Raw genomic sequence first — 16,497 nt, 5'->3', positions numbered from 1 at the left:
TCCACCTTTATGATATGCCTAAAACCTTATATCCTGTGTCCTTACCTTGAGCATTTTTCTCAATACTATTTTTTATAGTAACGTCATCTACATTCTTCGTAACGTTAATTACAGCAATTCCAATATCAACTTTTACAATTTTTACTCCATCAATTTTACCTAATGATGCTTTTACTCTTTTTATACATTGTGCACATTTCATTCCATTAATTTTAATAGTTTTGGTTGTTCCTGTTGTTTCAAGTGCAGTGTTTTCCATTGAATCCTGTTTGTTACCTCCATCAGTACAATTTGTCATATTGCAATCAGCTTCATTACATTTTGATGATTTAGAAGTATTTTTTGCAGAAATATTCTTTTTATTATTAGATGCGGCGTTTTTTGAACTATCACATCCAATCCCTATAAGAAGCATACAGGCTAAAATTAAAATAATGGCAATTGTTTTTCTCTTAATCTTCATTTTCGTTCCCCCTAATTCTTAATAAAGTGAAACTTGCACTCAGATGGGGTTTTGGTTTTGACACCATCTGAGTGTTAGTTGAACTAAAGTCCAGCGCGTAGCATCCGTTAACTCAATGCTTGATAAGTTGGAGTCTTACGGATGGTAGCGAATAGATAAAACAAGCTGGAGACTAAATACTTTTAAGTACTTAGTCTCCAGCCTTCTGGTCAACCACAATATTTAAACTTTACATATTATTCATATATGATTAATATATTTTATATTAACATCCCTTTCCATCTTTGTCAATTTAAATTTTACCAATTTAACAATACACATGAAAAATAATTATTTATTTGTTTCTTCTTTTTCTATTTATTTGTTTTTGTTTATTTTCAATATATATATTTTCTCTAAGCAATTTTCTGTAGCTTTCAAAACGCTTTTCATCTAAAATTCCAGATTCTAAAGCTGCCTTAACGTTGCATCCTGGCTCATTTTCATGTTTGCAATCTCTAAATTTACACTGAGTTGAAAGTTCTTCTATATCATTAAATACATCTGAAAAGCTCTCTTTAGTATCCCACAAGCCAAGTTCCCTTGTTCCTGGAGTGTCAATTATTATGCCACCTGATGGTAATAAAAAGAGTTGTCTTTTGGTAGTTGTATGTTTTCCCTTTGAATCTTCTTCCCTTATCTCACTTGTTTCCATAAGGTTTTTCCCTGCCAATTTGTTTAACAAAGTTGATTTTCCAACTCCAGATGATCCTACTACTGCTGCGGTTAAACCTGATTGTAATAAATTTAAAAGATCATTTATTCCTTCACCATTTAATGAACTAATTGCGTAGACTTCAACACCAAAAGCTATATCTCTCACCTCTTGAATTTTTTCTTCAACATTCTCACACAAATCTGCCTTGCTCAAAATAATAACAGGAATGCCCCCACTATTTAAAGCTATAGTAAGGTACCTTTCAATTCTTCTAAGATTAAAATTAAAGTTTAACGACGTTACTATAAAGACATAATTAAAGTTAGAAGCTATAACTTGTGCTTCTGTAACAGCTCCAGCTGTTTTTCTAAAAAAACAGCTGCTCCTTTTTAATACCTCATGAATAGTTCCGCTTTTCTCCTCTTCTCTTATATCTACGGCTACCCAATCTCCAACCGCTGGAAATTCATCTTTTCCAACAGTTTCATATTGAAATTTTCCAGAAACCTTGCCTTCTATTTCTCCTATTTCTGTATATACCTTATAAATATTTTTGTTTTCTACAAAAACTCTTCCTGGATTCATTCCAAGTTCATAATATTTTTTAAAAGCTTGCTCTAATTTTTCATTCCATCCATATTTACTTAATTTCATTAATTTTACCTCTTTCTTTTTTAGTTTACCCCTTAAAAAGTGCAAAAAAATACCACGGGAAATAACCTTCCCGTGGTATTTTGAACATAAAAAAAACGCGATAACCATACCGCGTAACCGTTCAAACAATATTATAAACAGGCTTAAGGGGTTAATTCGAAATTCAAGTCAATAAGCACCCAATTTAATTACATTTTTGCTTATGACTCCATATTAAATTAGTTGTATAAAACCTCTATTAATATTTTCTTCATAATAAACCACTCCTTTACCTAAATTAACTACTTAATTTAATTTATTTTCTTAATTATATCAGAATTATTATTTTTTGTATATATGTTGTTCAATAATTAAACCTTTTATTCATCTGGATTATCTAATTGACTACTAACAACATATGTCATCTCTTGAAGATTGTGAAGACCATCATGTGATGTACCCGGATAATGTGCCGACATGTCCCCAGGTTTTGTTACTATACTCACACCAATTGACGTAATTTCTTCTATAAACTTTTCATCGTCTCCACTGTATCCCATGGTTTGCAAGTACTCCTTTAAGTTTTTTTCTACATACCCTAAAACATCTTCCTTTTTTTCATAAGGAGAAATTAATACAAATCTATTAAAACATCTATCTATATCTTCTTTATCAGGCAAACTTTCCTCTAAAATTACGGTATAGTCTGCATTAAACGACGAAAAAAGAGTTACTTTCTGTCCTTTATTTATTCCATATTTAAGCAAGCAATATTGTCTGTCTTGAATTGTCTTTACAGAACTCCATGCATTAAGATATGCCTTGGGAAATACTTCACTTAAAAAGTTTAGTGAAGTTGCTAACTTTTCTGCAAAATTAACCGTATCTAATTTTTTGTTTATAAATATTATTCTAGGAGATAAGCAAGCTTTTTGCTCCCACAAGACTACATCTCTAGCTACATTTTTTGTCACTTCATTCATATCATCTACTTTGTCTATAACTTCAAAGCTTATTTTTGCACCATGCATTATTAAATGTGTTCCATATTTTGCGCACAACTCTGCCATAATTTTACCTGAATATTCTCCACCCCAATGTACTGTGCAATCACTTTCTTTTACTACAGTCTCATATATATTTTCATTACTGCTATCAAAATATACTATAGAAAGTCTATCCTTTATACTTTCATCGATTTCACATAAACTTTTATAAAACATATAAGCAAAATACGGCTCGTCTTTAGAAACTTTTACTAAATTACAATTTTTTGATAATAAGCCCATAGATATACTCATAGGTATAACCACAAAAGCATTTCCAGACACATTATGAAATAAAAGCCCTCTTGGTTGTCTATGAACCTTTCCATAACTTGTCCTAACCCATTCGTCCATTATTTTACAATCGCCAATTTCTTCTGAAATGTTTTTTTCAATATTTTCCCTAAGTAACATCCTCATAGTTCCTTCTAATTCATACGCTACAAGTTCATAACTTTGATTTGTAATCTTTGAAAGCATTTCAATATGTTTGGTTGAATATTCTTTATTCAGCCACAGCTTAGCACACTTATCTAAAATATCTATAGTCTTTTCAATAGGTATATCATGAGCCTTTTTTTTATTTTCCTTAAGTTCTTTAATTTTATATTTTATATCCTCTTCATTTGAAATCAAAATTTCATGTTTATAATCTTCTACTTCTTTTTCTACTAATATATTCTTCTCCATATAATCAACACTCATACATTTTCGACCTCCTTTATATTAAGTGTAGCACCACAACCTTTAGCCTCTGATCCCTTCACTCTGCCGATTATCCTTATTGTCATTCCATTAAAGCCGCATTCAGGACATCTGTCTTCAGAAACAATTTCACCTATATCATCAACCATTATAGATGCTCCTGCAAAAGAAGAAGTTCCATATGCATTAAGCATTTGAATTAATCCTCTTTGACCTTCTTTATGAACTGGTTTTAATGTCTTTATGTCTCTTAGAATAACTCTACCCCAACTTGGTATATGGAAAAGATAGCTTTTATATTTTTTAGAATAGTGACCGGTTATAGGAAAAGTATTTTCTGTAAATGAATACGTATCAATAAAGTTTTCTTCAGGTACACCAAGGAAAGTAGAAACTTCTTCTACAAATTTTGATCTTTCGATTTTAATACCTAAATTTACACTTCCTTTTTTACCATCCCAACCTCCGCCACCAGTGTGAATTGTGCATCTGTCACCTAGTTGAAACGGTTTCATTTTATCTTTTAAATTTTCTACTGCATTATAAAGTAACAAAGTTGAACCTCTTAAGGATATATGTTGATTTTTTTTGTCGTGTTCCTTTAGAAATTCTAAAAAATCCTCCATATCAATTGAAAATTCACCTTTATATGGATGTAATAAGAAATTAGTATTTTCACTAAACGAGAATGTATCAAGAATGTTTCCTATATATGATTCGGTAGGCTTGTCTAATATTTGAATGCTTTTGTGTTTTCTCATAACTTCTGGTTCCGGATAAAAAACACAATTATATTGACTTGTTGAGTCTAAGGTTTGTCCTTCACGTTCAACAAACTTTTTTATTTGCAAAAGATCTTGCTTGCTTCTTCCAACAATACTTGGATCACCACTAGTACTACTAGATACCGTCCATTTATCCAAATTTTTGGGTTCTGTTCTAAGTAGTTTTGTGTACATGTTGGCAGATTTCTTAAAGAGAGTTGTTGTAATAAATGGTACTTTCTCCATATCATCTTCCACTTTTAATTCTTTATTCGGATCATAATTTTGGCTGCTACATAATAATTTATAAGCATCACAATCATTATATTGACTAATTATATTAGCCTTAAAGTCTTGAAAAAAATCACAATTTTCCATATTAACCCTCCTATTTCTTTATAGGATTATCATAATTCTAATATGAAAAATTGTAAATTTCTGTTTATGACCGTATTCTGCCTTCTTACTCCAAAAATGACTTATATTGTATTGTTATATCCATATCTTTTTCATTTGTTATTATTTTCGTTACATTTAGTTACATTATTGGTTACACTTTTGTCTATTAAAAATTTTCTTTTCTAATCTTATTATAATAATCGATTTCATGTGTTTCATATTCTTCATCTATAAGCTGTGATTTCATTAGAAAATCAGCAGTAGATGTGCTCATTGCTACAGGAATATCATATAAAACTGAAATTCTAAGAAGCGCCTTAACATCTGGATCATGTGGCTGTGAAGTTAGTGGATCCCAGAAGAAAACCATAAAATCAACTTCACCATTTACAATGGATGCACCTATTTGCTCGTCTCCGCCCATAGGTCCGCTTTTAAATTCTTTTATAGGCAAACCTGTATTTTTTGCTATAAGTTTTGCAGTAGTACCTGTACCACAAAGAAAATGTTTTCCCAAAGCCTCTTTATTTTTTATTGCCCATTCAATTATAGCCTGCTTCCTATTGTCATGTGCAATAAGAGCTATTTTTTTTTGCTTTCCAATTGTATAACTCATAATTATCCCCCTTAAATTTTTAAATGAAATCTCCATTATCATTATATCATAAATGCTATTTATCCTTAAAATTATACAATTTTCTAATAATTCCTTTAAATCTAATTAAGCAAATTGCGCTAAATGGTATAATATACTATAATGGAACTAATTAATATGGAGGTGTTTTCAATTGTCCTTTACAAAATCAGGTACTCCCTTCGAAAAAAAACATGGTAGAATCATTTATTTTACTTTCTTCTTTGGAATATTAAGTTTTGTGCCATTTTTCATTATGGGATTACGCGTTAAAAAAAGAGAATGGTTTTTATTTGGTTTCGTTTATCTATTAATTTATCCATGTTCATATTTATCTTCATTCTCAAATAAATTTATTTCAAATATTGGTACTTTGTTACTTCTTATTCTTTGGATAGCCTCAATTATTCATGCATTTTCAATAAAAAAGGAATACCTTCTAAGATACGAAGTAATTCTTGATGAAACAAATAAATTTGATGCTAAAAGAAAATCTCAATATAAAGATGAATATGATAAAAAACTTGAAATTGATAATATTAAAGAAAATATAAAAAATAAATCTTATAATGATTTAGGAACTGATGGTGGATCATCTGCTTTTCGTTCATCAAGCTTTAAATCCAAGAAAAATCAATAAAAACCGTATATAAAGTTTAGTGCATTTATATACGAAACACATATTATGTAGATTAATAATAAAAAGGCGGGGATATTATGAGTAATGACATATTACTAGAATCGGGTACCGGTGAACTTGAAATAATAGAATTTGTAATAGGTGACAAACATTATGCTATAAATGTAATAAAAGTAAAGGAAATATTAGATGTACAATCTAGTACAGTAACAAAACTACCAGAAAGTCACCCATCTATTGCCGGTCTTATACTATCAAGAAATGCTATATTAACTCTAGTTGATTTAAAATATGTACTTGATAAACAAAGTAAGACTGATACCTTGTCTAAAGTTATAGTTTGTGAATTTAATAAAATCAAAGTGGCATTTAGTATTGATGATATTGTTGGCGTTCATCGTATAAAATGGAATGAAATTTTAAAGCCTGATGATATTTCTGTAAATTCACTAGTAGTTGGTAATATTATAATGGACGAAAAAATTATACTTATGCTTGATTTTGAAAAAATAGTAACAGATATAAATCCAAGTACTGGCATCAACACAGATAGAATAGTTAACGTAGATTATAAGGATAGAGGCAATATAAAAATTTTCTTAGCTGATGATTCTCCATTAATAAGAAGACTGCTTTCTGATACGCTTACAAAAGCTGGATTTACAAGCCTAAAGTTTTTTGACGATGGAAAACAAGCTTTAGATTGTTTGAATAAAATAGCTGAAAATAAAAAAGATAGATTTATAGAAGATGTACAAGTCCTTATTACGGATATTGAAATGCCTCAAATGGATGGTCTTACTTTAACTAGAACTATAAAGGAAAATCCTATTTTAAGCAAACTTCCTGTTATTATTTTCTCTTCACTTATTACTGATAATTTAAGACATAAAGGAGACTCTGTTGGTGCTAATGCACAACTTAGTAAACCTGAGGTTGAACAACTAGTTGACATGATTGATAAGTTTATTGATGAGTCAGTTATTGTTCCTCAGTAAAATGTAAGGCATATTTTAAAAAAATAACTCAAGATTTTAAGTAACTTAGTGTTTTTAAAATCTTGAGTTTATATTTATGTTTAATCAAGTTCTTCCCTTGAATTTTTTATTGCAATTTTTACAGGTTATCGTTATCTTTCCCTTTTTTCTAGGTACTCTAAGCTTTTGTGAACATTCTGGGCATTTAAAAACCTTGTATTGTCTATATTCATTAAACTTATATTTTATTCTATAAAATTTTTGTCTTATTATTTCAAATACATGATCAAAAGCCTGTAATTCCTGATATCTTTTATATTTATTTTTAGAGATTGCTCTCCAAGCCGCATAAATTATTAAAACTATTCCAGGAAATAAAGTTATTCTACTTATCAAAAACACTACTCCAATTGCTAAAAGGTATTTAGATAATCTATCTATACCATATGAATCTTTAAAAATTTTATTATACTTATTCAAGTTTATCCCTCCTCGTAAAGCATTCTATAATATGACATTATCACATTACAGTTTAATTACAAGAGAATAATTTGTAAACTTTATAAATATTAATATGTAATATATTAAATACCTATAAAATCCCATTGAGCGTTAATAGGAAAATGATAATAAATAACGTTTTTTAATATCAAAATATTAATAATACTATTGAAATAATTATAATTTAATGGTAAAGTTGACTTATATTTATGAATTATGGAGGTTGATTTGATGATTAATCCTAAGTATCATCTTTTTATTTGTACAAGTTGTAGAATTAACGGAAAGCAACAAGGTTTTTGTTATTCGAAAGGTTCTGTAGATATTGTTAGTTCAGTAATGCAAGAAATTGAAGAACGTGACCTATCTGGAGAAGTTATGGTTAATAATACTGGATGTTTTGGAATTTGTAATAAAGGACCAATAATGGTTGTTTATCCAGAAGGAGTCTGGTATGGAAATTTGACTGCTGATGATGTAGAAGAAATTTTTGATAAGCATATTGAAGGCGGAGAAGTTGTTACAAGATTGCAAATCTAAATATGACTATACAAAGATTGTTCGAGGTAATCTTGAAAAATTAACAGATATTATCTACTTTTAACTTCAATTTCACCTCTGACAATCCTGTATTTATAAGTCCATATGTGAAATATTATTTGCAAGTACATGTTTTAGGACTAATTATAACTTTGTAATTATTTGTATCGTTTTTTGTTACTTTTTGATTCATATTAAGTGAGTCTAATTTTTCTTCGAACCAAGGTGGTATATGTGAGCATATAACTTGAAGCTCGTAAAATTTTTTATTTTGAAGAAAAGGTAGCAATGCTTGTTTTGAGGTAACTTCATTGTTATTTTTTTGTAGTTCATTCAAATCTAAAATATAGCACCCTTCTTTATTCATAGGTATCGGTTCTATTGAATTTAAAGATTCCTTATTTACATTTAATTCATCCACAATCTCATCTAGTATTTCAGAAGGAAAACCATCGGCTTCTGCAACTGTAAACTCAGAATTTCTAAGAATTGTATAAGGTAAACCTGAAATGTTTTTAAATACTATAATTTTACAATCCCCTAAATTTTTTATAAGACTATTAGTATTCCTACGCAAATCACTTTGAGTTCTTTTCTTATCCACGTTAAAAGAAATTTCCTTTTCAATTTTCCATGATTTATTCACATTTGAAAATACTTTTATTTTACCTTTTTCATAAATAGATTCCGTTTCATCATTTTCATTTAAATAAATAGCTATCTCAGTCAATTTAATAATCATCCTCCCAGAAAACATATTTTATATGACAAACTAATTACTATATTTAGGAGAAATAATGTTTTTTATCTTTTTCTCCATACTCTCTAAAAACTGTAATCTTTCATTAGATACACATTCATTAATCGTTCCATTATATGATTTGATAAAATTAATGAAATTACAATTCCCCGCTCTTTCTCCAATACCAGTTATTGTACAATTAACAAATTCGGCTCCAGCGTTTACAGCTCCAATTGAACTGGCTATAGCCATTCCAAAATCATTATGTGTATGAACTTCTATTTCTAATGGTACATTTTCTTTAATGGTTTTTATTCTTTCATACATAATTCTTGGGTACATAATACCAACTGTATCTGCATATCTAATTCTATTAACATTAGCTTCATATATAATCTTAGAGAGTTTAATTAAAAAATTTATATCAGCTCTTGAAGCATCTTCAAGTCCAACAGTTACTTCGTAACCTTTTTCTTTGGCAAAATAAATGCTTTTTTTTATACTTTCAATTACCCATTTCCGATCCTTTGCTAGTTTAGATTTTATTTGAAGGTCAGATGACGGAACGGATATGTGTATAATATCAACATTACAATCCATAGAGTTCTTTATATCCTCTATACTTGTTCTATTCCAAGAAGATATTTTGCTATTTAATCCAAGCTCCATCATTTTTTCTATGCTTTTCTTTTCATCTCCTTGCATTGCTGCAATGCCAGCCTCTATTTGATATATTCCCATGGAATCTATAATCTTAGCTATTTCTAGTTTTTCCTTTACACCAAATGCAACTCCTGCTTTTTGTTCTCCATCTCTCATAGTTGTATCTACTATTTTCATTAAATACCACCACTTTTCTTTAATAGATGATTGCACATAACAATTAGCTCTTCATCATAAATATTTCTCCTAAGCTCTATGCTTTTATCTCTTATTTCATCCAATAAGGTATTTATATTTATATTATTAGATTTTACATGAAGTTCATTTAACCTTACCATAACTGCTTTTTTACCAGAATGTTTACCAATATACATTTTTCTATTAGTGCCAATTTCAATAGGATTATAGGGTTCATAATTTGTTGGATTTTTTTCTATTCCATCAACATGTATTCCCGATTCATATTTAAATATATCCTCACCAAGTATTGCTTTCATTGAGTATATTTTTTCTTTTGTTATTGCTTTATAGCACTTTTTAAGATCATCTATAGACGTTGTATTTCCAATTACAGTAGCATTTTTTATGACCTTTAGCCCTAAAATTATTTCTTCTAGAGGCGCAAAACTATCCCCTTTTCCATTTATTGTTGCTGTTATAGATTCTACTCCATCAATACATGCTTCAATGGCTATGGCTGTTCCCATACTATAAATATCAGACGGACAAAAATCTACATCTACAAAAAATCTACATTTAATATCTTTTATTAGCTCACTCCATCCATCAAAATTACAATTTTTAATATCTTTAATTCTTAAAATTTTTATATTAAACCTATTAAATATCGTCTTATTTTCATCCAAAAACAATTCATCTAAATCATCTATGCTAATCTCTAAAATTATTTTTCTTCCTAATAATTTTTCAGAAAACTCATTTACCAAACTATAATCAAATACCACATATTTAAATTCATATTTATATAAAAATTTTAAATCTGACTGATTTTCAACCCTATAAATATATTGGCTACTATTTTGGATTTCAACTAAGCTTAAAAGTGTCTTTTGATCAATTTCGATAAAATCAACACCTATTTTCTTTAATAGTTTTATAAATTTTAAAACTTCATAACCATCTATATTTTTTATTTTTTTTATTATTTCAGGCAAAGTTCTATCTATAATAATTTTTTTACTTTTGTCAAGAATTACAGACATATATATCCCTCCAACTAATTTTCTTTTTGAGTAAACCTAACTAGTATAAGCATTACAAAGGATAATACATATAGAACTGTTGCAAATGCTGTGGCCGTTTGTACATCTGTCTGCATATAAGTATATATTTGTAGTGGTATTGTACTTGTTTTGTGCAATATATTGCCTGCAAACATAAGTGTTGCACCAAATTCGCCCATGGACCTTATCCATGCAAGTATTAATCCTGAAATTATAGATTTTTTTAACATTGGTATTACAATCCTAAATATAGTTTCCACTTTTCCAGCACCCATAACGTATGTTGCTTCGAATATTTCGTCTGGAATACCTCTTACCGCATCTCTTAGAACCCTTACATAAAAGGCTGAAGACACAAAGAACTGTGCAATTACTACCGCAACTGGTGTGAAAATTATATTTATTCCGTGAGCTACTAAAAATCTTCCTACAACACCATTACTTCCAAAGGTTAACAAAAGTGCTATTCCAGCAACTGCTGGTGGTAATACTACTGGCATTTCCACAATTATATCTAATAATTTTGAAATAAATTTATTGGTCATGCCATTTATGAAAAAAGCTGTTGGCGTACCTAATATGAATGTAAAAAGCAGTGCAATTAGTGAAGTATTTATACTTAAAAAAACTGTGCTTATATTGTCACTATTCTTAAAAGCCTCTATTAAGTGTTGTAATCCTGAAAATTTTATCATTGATAATATTGGAAATATTAATATTACGAGATAAATAACCATTATTCCAAATAAACCAGGAGCTAGCATCTTTTCCATAAGGAAAGATGTATTAATTGACAGTTTTCTAGGTACATCTACCTTTATAGTTTCAACTGATTCTACATCTTTCTTTATCATTAGACACCCTCCAAAATTTTATTTTACTATAAATCCATACTTTTTAAGTATATCTTTCCCTTTACCCGTTGTAATATAATCTATAAATTCCTGTGCTGCATTTTTATTACTTGAGCTATTGATTACTGCAACTGGATATTCAATTTTAAGCTTAGAAAATTCTGAATCCTTTACCACCTGTAATTTATCCTTATTGCTCTTAACTACATCTGTTTTGTAAACTACACCAGCATCTGCTTCTCCAAGTGTGACTTTACTCACAATGTCCTTAACATTAAGTTCATTGCTCTTTATGTTTTTTAATATCTTATTATACGTATCCTGATCTATAGTATTATCTTTAAGTGCAGCATCCAATGCTTTGTAAAAATAAGAGCCACAAGGAACAGACTTGTCTCCAACTACAAGTTTTACACCATCTTTTGCTAAATCTTTAAGCGAAGTTATCGAAATACTGCTACCTTTATATTTTGCTATAATCAGCTGATTATTTGCAAATATCTTACTTTTATCAACTTTTCCATCAGTCTTTATTTTATCCATATTTTTGGTGTCAGCTGATGCAAATACATCTGCATTAGCACCTTGATCAATTGCAGTTACTAATTGTTGACTTCCAGCAAAATTGTAAGAAACCTCTATATTTTTATCTTTTTTTAAATCTTTAGCTATTTCATTATAACTTTCAGTAAGGCTTGCAGCTGCAAATACAGTTATTTTTTTAGGCGCCTCTTTTTTATTGGATTGTACTGCACTAGTTTTACTCGTAGTACTTCCGCATCCACCCAAAACCATAATAAAAGATACAATTATTCCAATTATAAATACCAGCTTGAAAAATTTTTTATTATGCTTTCTTCTCATCTGCTTTTACCTCCATACCTTCCTCTAATTTATTTACAGCTAGTTTAATACCTTCATTTATTGGTTCATACATTTGAAAAATTTCAATTCCTTTTCTAGATAGCTTTTCTCTGGGTTCCATCCCCGCCCTAAGCGCTAATACAGCATTACAATCTTTTACAGTCCTAATTATTTTAGATATCTTATCTTCATGGTCATCATCGCAATCTTCAGTACCTGTGCAATATTGATCCACATCTCTTTTTTCAATAAATCTTATAGTTCCAGAATCATACGAATAAATTTGAAATTCTTTAGCATGTCCAAAATGCTGATCTATATTGATACCGGACTTAGAGGCAATTGCAAATTTATATTTCTTTTTATCTATAACTTGTGTCTCTTCTTTTTCTGAGACACCACTACATCCTTTGCTACAAGAAAAATTTCTAAAATCTATAGACTTATCTTGAGCGAGGGTGCCTATTGCATCTGCTCTACATTGTTTACAATGATACATTTGTTTAAGATCAATTTCACATTTTTTTCTCATATCATTAAGTTCAATATTACTTGTAAGAGGCATATTTCCAAAAGCACTTCCTGCTACAGGAATAAGCTGCATAATGTTCGTCATGTATGCTCCACATTCTTTTGCTTTTTTTACAACTTCAGGTATGTGCTCATCATTTACTCCTTTAATCATAACTATATTAACTTTGCATACAATTCCTTTAGAACATAAATACTTAAGTCCTGCGAATTGATTTCTAATAAGTATTTCAGCAGCCTCTTCTCCAGTGTACTTTTCACCTAAATAGTTTACTTCTTTATACACTTTTGCTCCTACTTTTTTATCCACAGCGTTGATGGTAACTGTAATATGTGTAACACCTAAAGCTATTAAATCATTAGCGTAAAATGGTAACATGAGACCATTGGTTGATAAACAAAAAGTAATTGTAGGATCTTCTTCTTTTATAAGTTCAATAGATTTTTTAGTGTTCTCAAAATTCGCAAGTGCATCTCCTGGTCCTGCTATACCTAGGACAGTAAGATTTCCTATTTTGCTTCTAACTAACTTAAACTTTTCTAAAGCCTCTTCTGGAGATAGTACTTCACTTGTAACTCCCGGTCTACTTTCATTCATGCAATCATATTTTCTGTTACAATAATTACAGCTTATATTACATTTAGGTGCTACTGGTATATGCATCCTTGCAAACTGATGTGCATTATCACCATAACATGGATGTGTACACGTCCTTTCAGCAATAGGTATTTCACTTTTTAATTCTTTAATCATTTTATCTTCCGCCTCCTTTAAAGGTGTATAATAATTATCATATGAATACTCTCTGAAATTTTTTTCTGTGTTCTCTAGAATTACATTAGAAATCTCATCTATTAGAAATGCTGCACCATTGTATCCAGTAATGATCTTTCTTTGAGCCCCAACTCTGTCATGTATAGGGAATCCAACTCTAACAATCTTCAAATTAAGTCTTGAGGCCATTCTTCTTCCATCACCATTACCAATCATTACATTTATATTCATTTGTTTTGTCTTCTCTTCAATGGTTTCAAAATCGCTGTCGTTAAGAATAATGGTTTCTTCTTTTTGATTTTTCAACTCATTTTCTATTTGTTCCTTTATAAACTTATTATTTGAGCCCGTTGCAACAATCTTTACTAACACTCCGTTTTCTACACATATCCTAATAAGTGATAATATTAGTTCTGGTTCCCCATAAATTACCCCTCTAGCCTCTCCAGCATATTTATGGTTGTCAATCATAGCATCTAGTAATCTTCCTCTTTCAAACTTAAGCTTTTTAGGAATGGGTTTACCTGTTATTTCCGATATTAACTTAACAAATTTATCAGTATTCCTTATTCCTATTGGAATACCAGACTTATATAATGGAACACCAAAGTTGTTTTTCAAATAGATTCCAGGAGAATTTTCTTCTAAAATGGTTTCCCCCATTTCAATAGTTGCTAGAGCTCCTGACATTTTCTTTATATCTTCTATTTTTGTACCACCCTCTGGTAATCTCTTGTATTCTGCGTCATGAGGTGAGTCTAATGTATTAGATACATCTGGTAGTATTGTATACTCTGCTTCAAAACACTCAAGTATACGCTTAATATTTCTGACATCACCAGGATTTAGATTTGCACATATAATGTTTATTTTATTATTTTTTATACTGTTCTCAGCTGTTTGTTCAACTATGTTCCTAAGTGCAACATAAAAGCCTTCTGCTTGAGTTCCACCATAACCTGGTGTCTGTGCTGTTATTATTTTAATGTTTTTATAAATATCATTTTCCTCTTCTTCATCTGAAAATTCTTCAATTATTCTTTTTATATCTTCTCCTATAGTTTCTGCAAGACAAGTTGTCATAACACCAATGGACTTTGGATCATACATTTTCACCATGTTCCTTATTCCTGTTTTTAAATTGTCTGAGCCCCCATAAACTGCTCCATTTTCAGTTAATGATGAAGATGCAATATCTATTGGTTCATTATAATGGGTTGCCATATGTCTTCTAATATAAGTACTGCAACCTTGCGAACCATGTAAAATTACCATATTCCCTTCTATTCCCTTAAATGCCATGACACCGCCCATAGGCATACACATTTTACAAGGATTTACATTTAAATTTACAGAATTTCTACCTTTCAAAACAAAGTCACCTCCTTATTTTATACATAGTTCCATACGGGACTATTTACAGTTAAATCTATCTCTTTTGCAAAATTTACAGCCCCAACAAATCCACTTAAAGCATGTTTTCTTTCATGATTATGGTCACAAAAAGCAATTCCTAGCTTATAAGCCAGTGGTCTCTCTTTAACTCCACCAACCAATATATCTGCACCTTGTTCTAGTATGAACTTTTCAAGTTCATATGGGTTTGCATCATCTAGTATTACTGTTCCTTCAGATGTTATGCTTCTTATTACTTCATAATCCTCTGCCTTTCCAGTTTGAGTTCCAACCATAACTGTATCCATTCCTAGGTCTCTAAATTGTTTAATTAAAGATATTGCTTTAAATCCTCCGCCAACAAAAATTGCTGCTCTTTTACCAGCAAGCCTCCCCCTGTAATATTCAATGTCCTTTTCAATGTTCTTCTCTTCATCTTCAATTAGCTGCTCAGCTCTTTTTAAAGTTTTTTCATCGCCCATTATATCTGCAATTTTTAAAATAGAACTTTTTGTATCAGCTAGACCTATAAAACTTATATTAATATATGGTATATCATAAAGTTCCTCCATTCTCCCTGCTAAATAATGCATGGACCCTGCACATTGCACAATATTTAATTTTGCTTTTTGTGCCTGTATTATTTCATCATACTTTCCATCACCAGTAAATGTTGCTAATACATCGATGCCTATTTTTTTTAAATACCCTTTAGCAATCCAAATCTCCCCTGATAAATTAAAATCCCCCAAAAAGTTAATAGCATTTATCTTTTCTTCATTTTTGTTATCCCCCATAAGGTTTATAAGTGCATTACATGCCGCTCTATAACCAGTGGATTTATTACCTGCAAAACCTGGAGACTTTACTGGTATAACTCTTATGGAATGTTTTTTTTCTGCTGCTTTACAAATTGCATCTGTGTCATCTCCGATAACTCCAACTATACAAGTAGAATAAACAAATATTACTTTAGGATGATGTTCTTCTACAATTTCATCTATTGCTGCTGAAAGTTTTTTTTCTCCTCCAAAAATTACATCAGTTTCTCTTAGATCTGTAGAATAGCTATTTCTATAAGCTTCAGATCCACTACTAAGACTTCCTCTTATATCCCATGTATAACTTGCACAACCAATTGGTCCATGAACCAAATGATATGCATCAGTTATGGGATTTAAAACAACTCTTGCTCCACAATAAACACATGCTCTTTGACTTACTGCTCCTGCTACACTATTTGTTTCACAGCTCATTAATCCCTGTTTGTTTTTTGAGTTATAACAGACTGATTTCTCCCTTTGAGTTATAATTTTTAAATTTTTTCCTCTCTCTTGCCTATCATCCTCTTGATTTGTTACATTACTATAATCATGCATTTTACTCTCCATAACTTCACCTCCAATAAAGTAAAGTAAATTAGCTATATT

Annotated in this window: 16 protein-coding genes; 3 read left to right on the top strand and 13 right to left on the bottom strand. The window is 30.1% G+C overall.

The features are described from left to right. Positions 1–7: 7 nt before the first annotated feature. The 5 genes from B8978_RS11635 to B8978_RS11615 all read right to left on the bottom strand — a co-directional run bounded on the left by B8978_RS11635 (position 8) and on the right by B8978_RS11615 (position 5,323). Positions 8–463, bottom strand: coding sequence for a heavy-metal-associated domain-containing protein (locus tag B8978_RS11635; RefSeq protein WP_084116201.1), 456 nt, complete (start codon positions 461–463; stop codon positions 8–10). 334 nt (positions 464–797) lie between these two features. Next, positions 798–1,814 (bottom strand): ribosome small subunit-dependent GTPase A, encoded by a 1,017-nt coding sequence (rsgA, locus tag B8978_RS11630; protein WP_084116200.1) that lies wholly within the window; start codon positions 1,812–1,814, stop codon positions 798–800. Between the two features lie 359 nt (positions 1,815–2,173). Next, the gene (locus tag B8978_RS11625) at positions 2,174–3,544 is read right to left on the bottom strand and encodes an acyl-CoA reductase (RefSeq protein WP_084116199.1); all 1,371 of its coding nucleotides are present in this window, start codon (positions 3,542–3,544) and stop codon (positions 2,174–2,176) included. Then, on the bottom strand, positions 3,541–4,686 hold the full coding sequence (locus tag B8978_RS11620) for a LuxE/PaaK family acyltransferase (RefSeq protein WP_084116198.1): 1,146 nt from the start codon (positions 4,684–4,686) through the stop codon (positions 3,541–3,543). The genes B8978_RS11625 and B8978_RS11620 overlap by 4 nt, the downstream gene beginning before the upstream one ends. A gap of 187 nt (positions 4,687–4,873) precedes the next feature. Further along, the gene (locus tag B8978_RS11615; RefSeq protein ID WP_084116197.1) at positions 4,874–5,323 is read right to left on the bottom strand and encodes a methylglyoxal synthase; all 450 of its coding nucleotides are present in this window, start codon (positions 5,321–5,323) and stop codon (positions 4,874–4,876) included. 172 nt (positions 5,324–5,495) lie between these two features. Here B8978_RS11615 and B8978_RS11610 point away from each other — a divergent pair, with 172 nt between their 5' ends. Both B8978_RS11610 and B8978_RS11605 read left to right on the top strand, forming a co-directional pair. Continuing rightward, positions 5,496–5,981, top strand: a complete 486-nt coding sequence (locus tag B8978_RS11610) for a hypothetical protein (RefSeq protein ID WP_084116196.1) — start codon at positions 5,496–5,498, stop codon at positions 5,979–5,981. A 77-nt stretch (positions 5,982–6,058) separates the two neighbouring features. After that, on the top strand, positions 6,059–6,979 hold the full coding sequence (locus B8978_RS11605) for a chemotaxis protein (RefSeq protein ID WP_084116195.1): 921 nt from the start codon (positions 6,059–6,061) through the stop codon (positions 6,977–6,979). 84 nt (positions 6,980–7,063) lie between these two features. Here the strand turns inward: B8978_RS11605 and B8978_RS11600 are convergent, their stop codons facing one another. Beyond that, positions 7,064–7,438, bottom strand: a complete 375-nt coding sequence (locus B8978_RS11600) for a hypothetical protein (RefSeq protein ID WP_084116194.1) — start codon at positions 7,436–7,438, stop codon at positions 7,064–7,066. 252 nt (positions 7,439–7,690) lie between these two features. On the opposite strand from B8978_RS11600, the gene B8978_RS11595 reads away from it, so the two are divergent. Next, positions 7,691–7,999, top strand: coding sequence for a 2Fe-2S ferredoxin (locus B8978_RS11595; RefSeq protein WP_084116193.1), 309 nt, complete (start codon positions 7,691–7,693; stop codon positions 7,997–7,999). 115 nt (positions 8,000–8,114) lie between these two features. On the opposite strand, the gene B8978_RS11590 is transcribed toward B8978_RS11595, so the two are convergent. From B8978_RS11590 to nifE, 7 genes are read right to left on the bottom strand one after another with little or no spacing between them, the layout of a single operon-like run. Further along, complete coding sequence (locus B8978_RS11590) at positions 8,115–8,729, bottom strand: Fe-only nitrogenase accessory AnfO family protein (protein ID WP_207651885.1); 615 nt, start codon at positions 8,727–8,729, stop codon at positions 8,115–8,117. Positions 8,730–8,771: 42 nt separating this feature from the next. Beyond that, positions 8,772–9,581, bottom strand: coding sequence for a beta/alpha barrel domain-containing protein (locus B8978_RS11585; protein ID WP_084116191.1), 810 nt, complete (start codon positions 9,579–9,581; stop codon positions 8,772–8,774). Beyond that, on the bottom strand, positions 9,581–10,627 hold the full coding sequence (locus B8978_RS11580; RefSeq protein ID WP_084116190.1) for a homocitrate synthase/isopropylmalate synthase family protein: 1,047 nt from the start codon (positions 10,625–10,627) through the stop codon (positions 9,581–9,583). The genes B8978_RS11585 and B8978_RS11580 overlap by 1 nt, the downstream gene beginning before the upstream one ends. A 14-nt stretch (positions 10,628–10,641) precedes the next feature. Further along, complete coding sequence (locus tag B8978_RS11575; protein ID WP_084116189.1) at positions 10,642–11,502, bottom strand: ABC transporter permease; 861 nt, start codon at positions 11,500–11,502, stop codon at positions 10,642–10,644. 18 nt (positions 11,503–11,520) lie between these two features. Continuing rightward, positions 11,521–12,366 carry a molybdate ABC transporter substrate-binding protein gene (gene modA, locus B8978_RS11570; RefSeq protein ID WP_084116188.1) on the bottom strand — a complete coding sequence of 282 codons (846 nt, stop codon included), beginning with the start codon at positions 12,364–12,366 and terminating at the stop codon, positions 11,521–11,523. Continuing rightward, on the bottom strand, positions 12,350–15,043 hold the full coding sequence (gene nifB / locus B8978_RS11565) for a nitrogenase cofactor biosynthesis protein NifB (protein ID WP_139796046.1): 2,694 nt from the start codon (positions 15,041–15,043) through the stop codon (positions 12,350–12,352). The genes modA and nifB overlap by 17 nt, the downstream gene beginning before the upstream one ends. 20 nt (positions 15,044–15,063) lie before the next feature. Then, positions 15,064–16,458, bottom strand: a complete 1,395-nt coding sequence (gene nifE / locus B8978_RS11560) for a nitrogenase iron-molybdenum cofactor biosynthesis protein NifE (protein WP_084116187.1) — start codon at positions 16,456–16,458, stop codon at positions 15,064–15,066. Positions 16,459–16,497 lie beyond the last annotated feature (39 nt).

The sequence above is a fragment of the Clostridium acidisoli DSM 12555 genome, from assembly GCF_900176305.1.
Lineage (GTDB): Bacteria > Bacillota > Clostridia > Clostridiales > Clostridiaceae > Clostridium_I > Clostridium_I acidisoli.
Note: the sequence above shows the minus strand (reverse complement) of the source record. Positions and strands in the feature narration are given on the sequence as shown.

Bases quoted from the DNA above. Each gene is read 5' to 3' on its own strand.
- B8978_RS11635 (WP_084116201.1), bottom strand. From the start codon at position 463: ATGAAGATTAAGAGAAAAACAATTGCCATTATTTTAATTTTAGCCTGT.
- rsgA (WP_084116200.1), bottom strand. From the start codon at position 1,814: ATGAAATTAAGTAAATATGGATGGAATGAAAAATTAGAGCAAGCTTTT.
- B8978_RS11625 (WP_084116199.1), bottom strand. From the start codon at position 3,544: ATGAGTGTTGATTATATGGAGAAGAATATATTAGTAGAAAAAGAAGTA.
- B8978_RS11620 (WP_084116198.1), bottom strand. From the start codon at position 4,686: ATGGAAAATTGTGATTTTTTTCAAGACTTTAAGGCTAATATAATTAGT.
- B8978_RS11615 (WP_084116197.1), bottom strand. From the start codon at position 5,323: ATGAGTTATACAATTGGAAAGCAAAAAAAAATAGCTCTTATTGCACAT.
- B8978_RS11605 (WP_084116195.1), top strand. From the start codon at position 6,059: ATGAGTAATGACATATTACTAGAATCGGGTACCGGTGAACTTGAAATA.
- B8978_RS11595 (WP_084116193.1), top strand. From the start codon at position 7,691: ATGATTAATCCTAAGTATCATCTTTTTATTTGTACAAGTTGTAGAATT.
- B8978_RS11585 (WP_084116191.1), bottom strand. From the start codon at position 9,581: ATGAAAATAGTAGATACAACTATGAGAGATGGAGAACAAAAAGCAGGA.
- B8978_RS11580 (WP_084116190.1), bottom strand. From the start codon at position 10,627: ATGTCTGTAATTCTTGACAAAAGTAAAAAAATTATTATAGATAGAACT.
- B8978_RS11575 (WP_084116189.1), bottom strand. From the start codon at position 11,502: ATGATAAAGAAAGATGTAGAATCAGTTGAAACTATAAAGGTAGATGTA.
- modA (WP_084116188.1), bottom strand. From the start codon at position 12,366: ATGAGAAGAAAGCATAATAAAAAATTTTTCAAGCTGGTATTTATAATT.
- nifE (WP_084116187.1), bottom strand. From the start codon at position 16,458: ATGGAGAGTAAAATGCATGATTATAGTAATGTAACAAATCAAGAGGAT.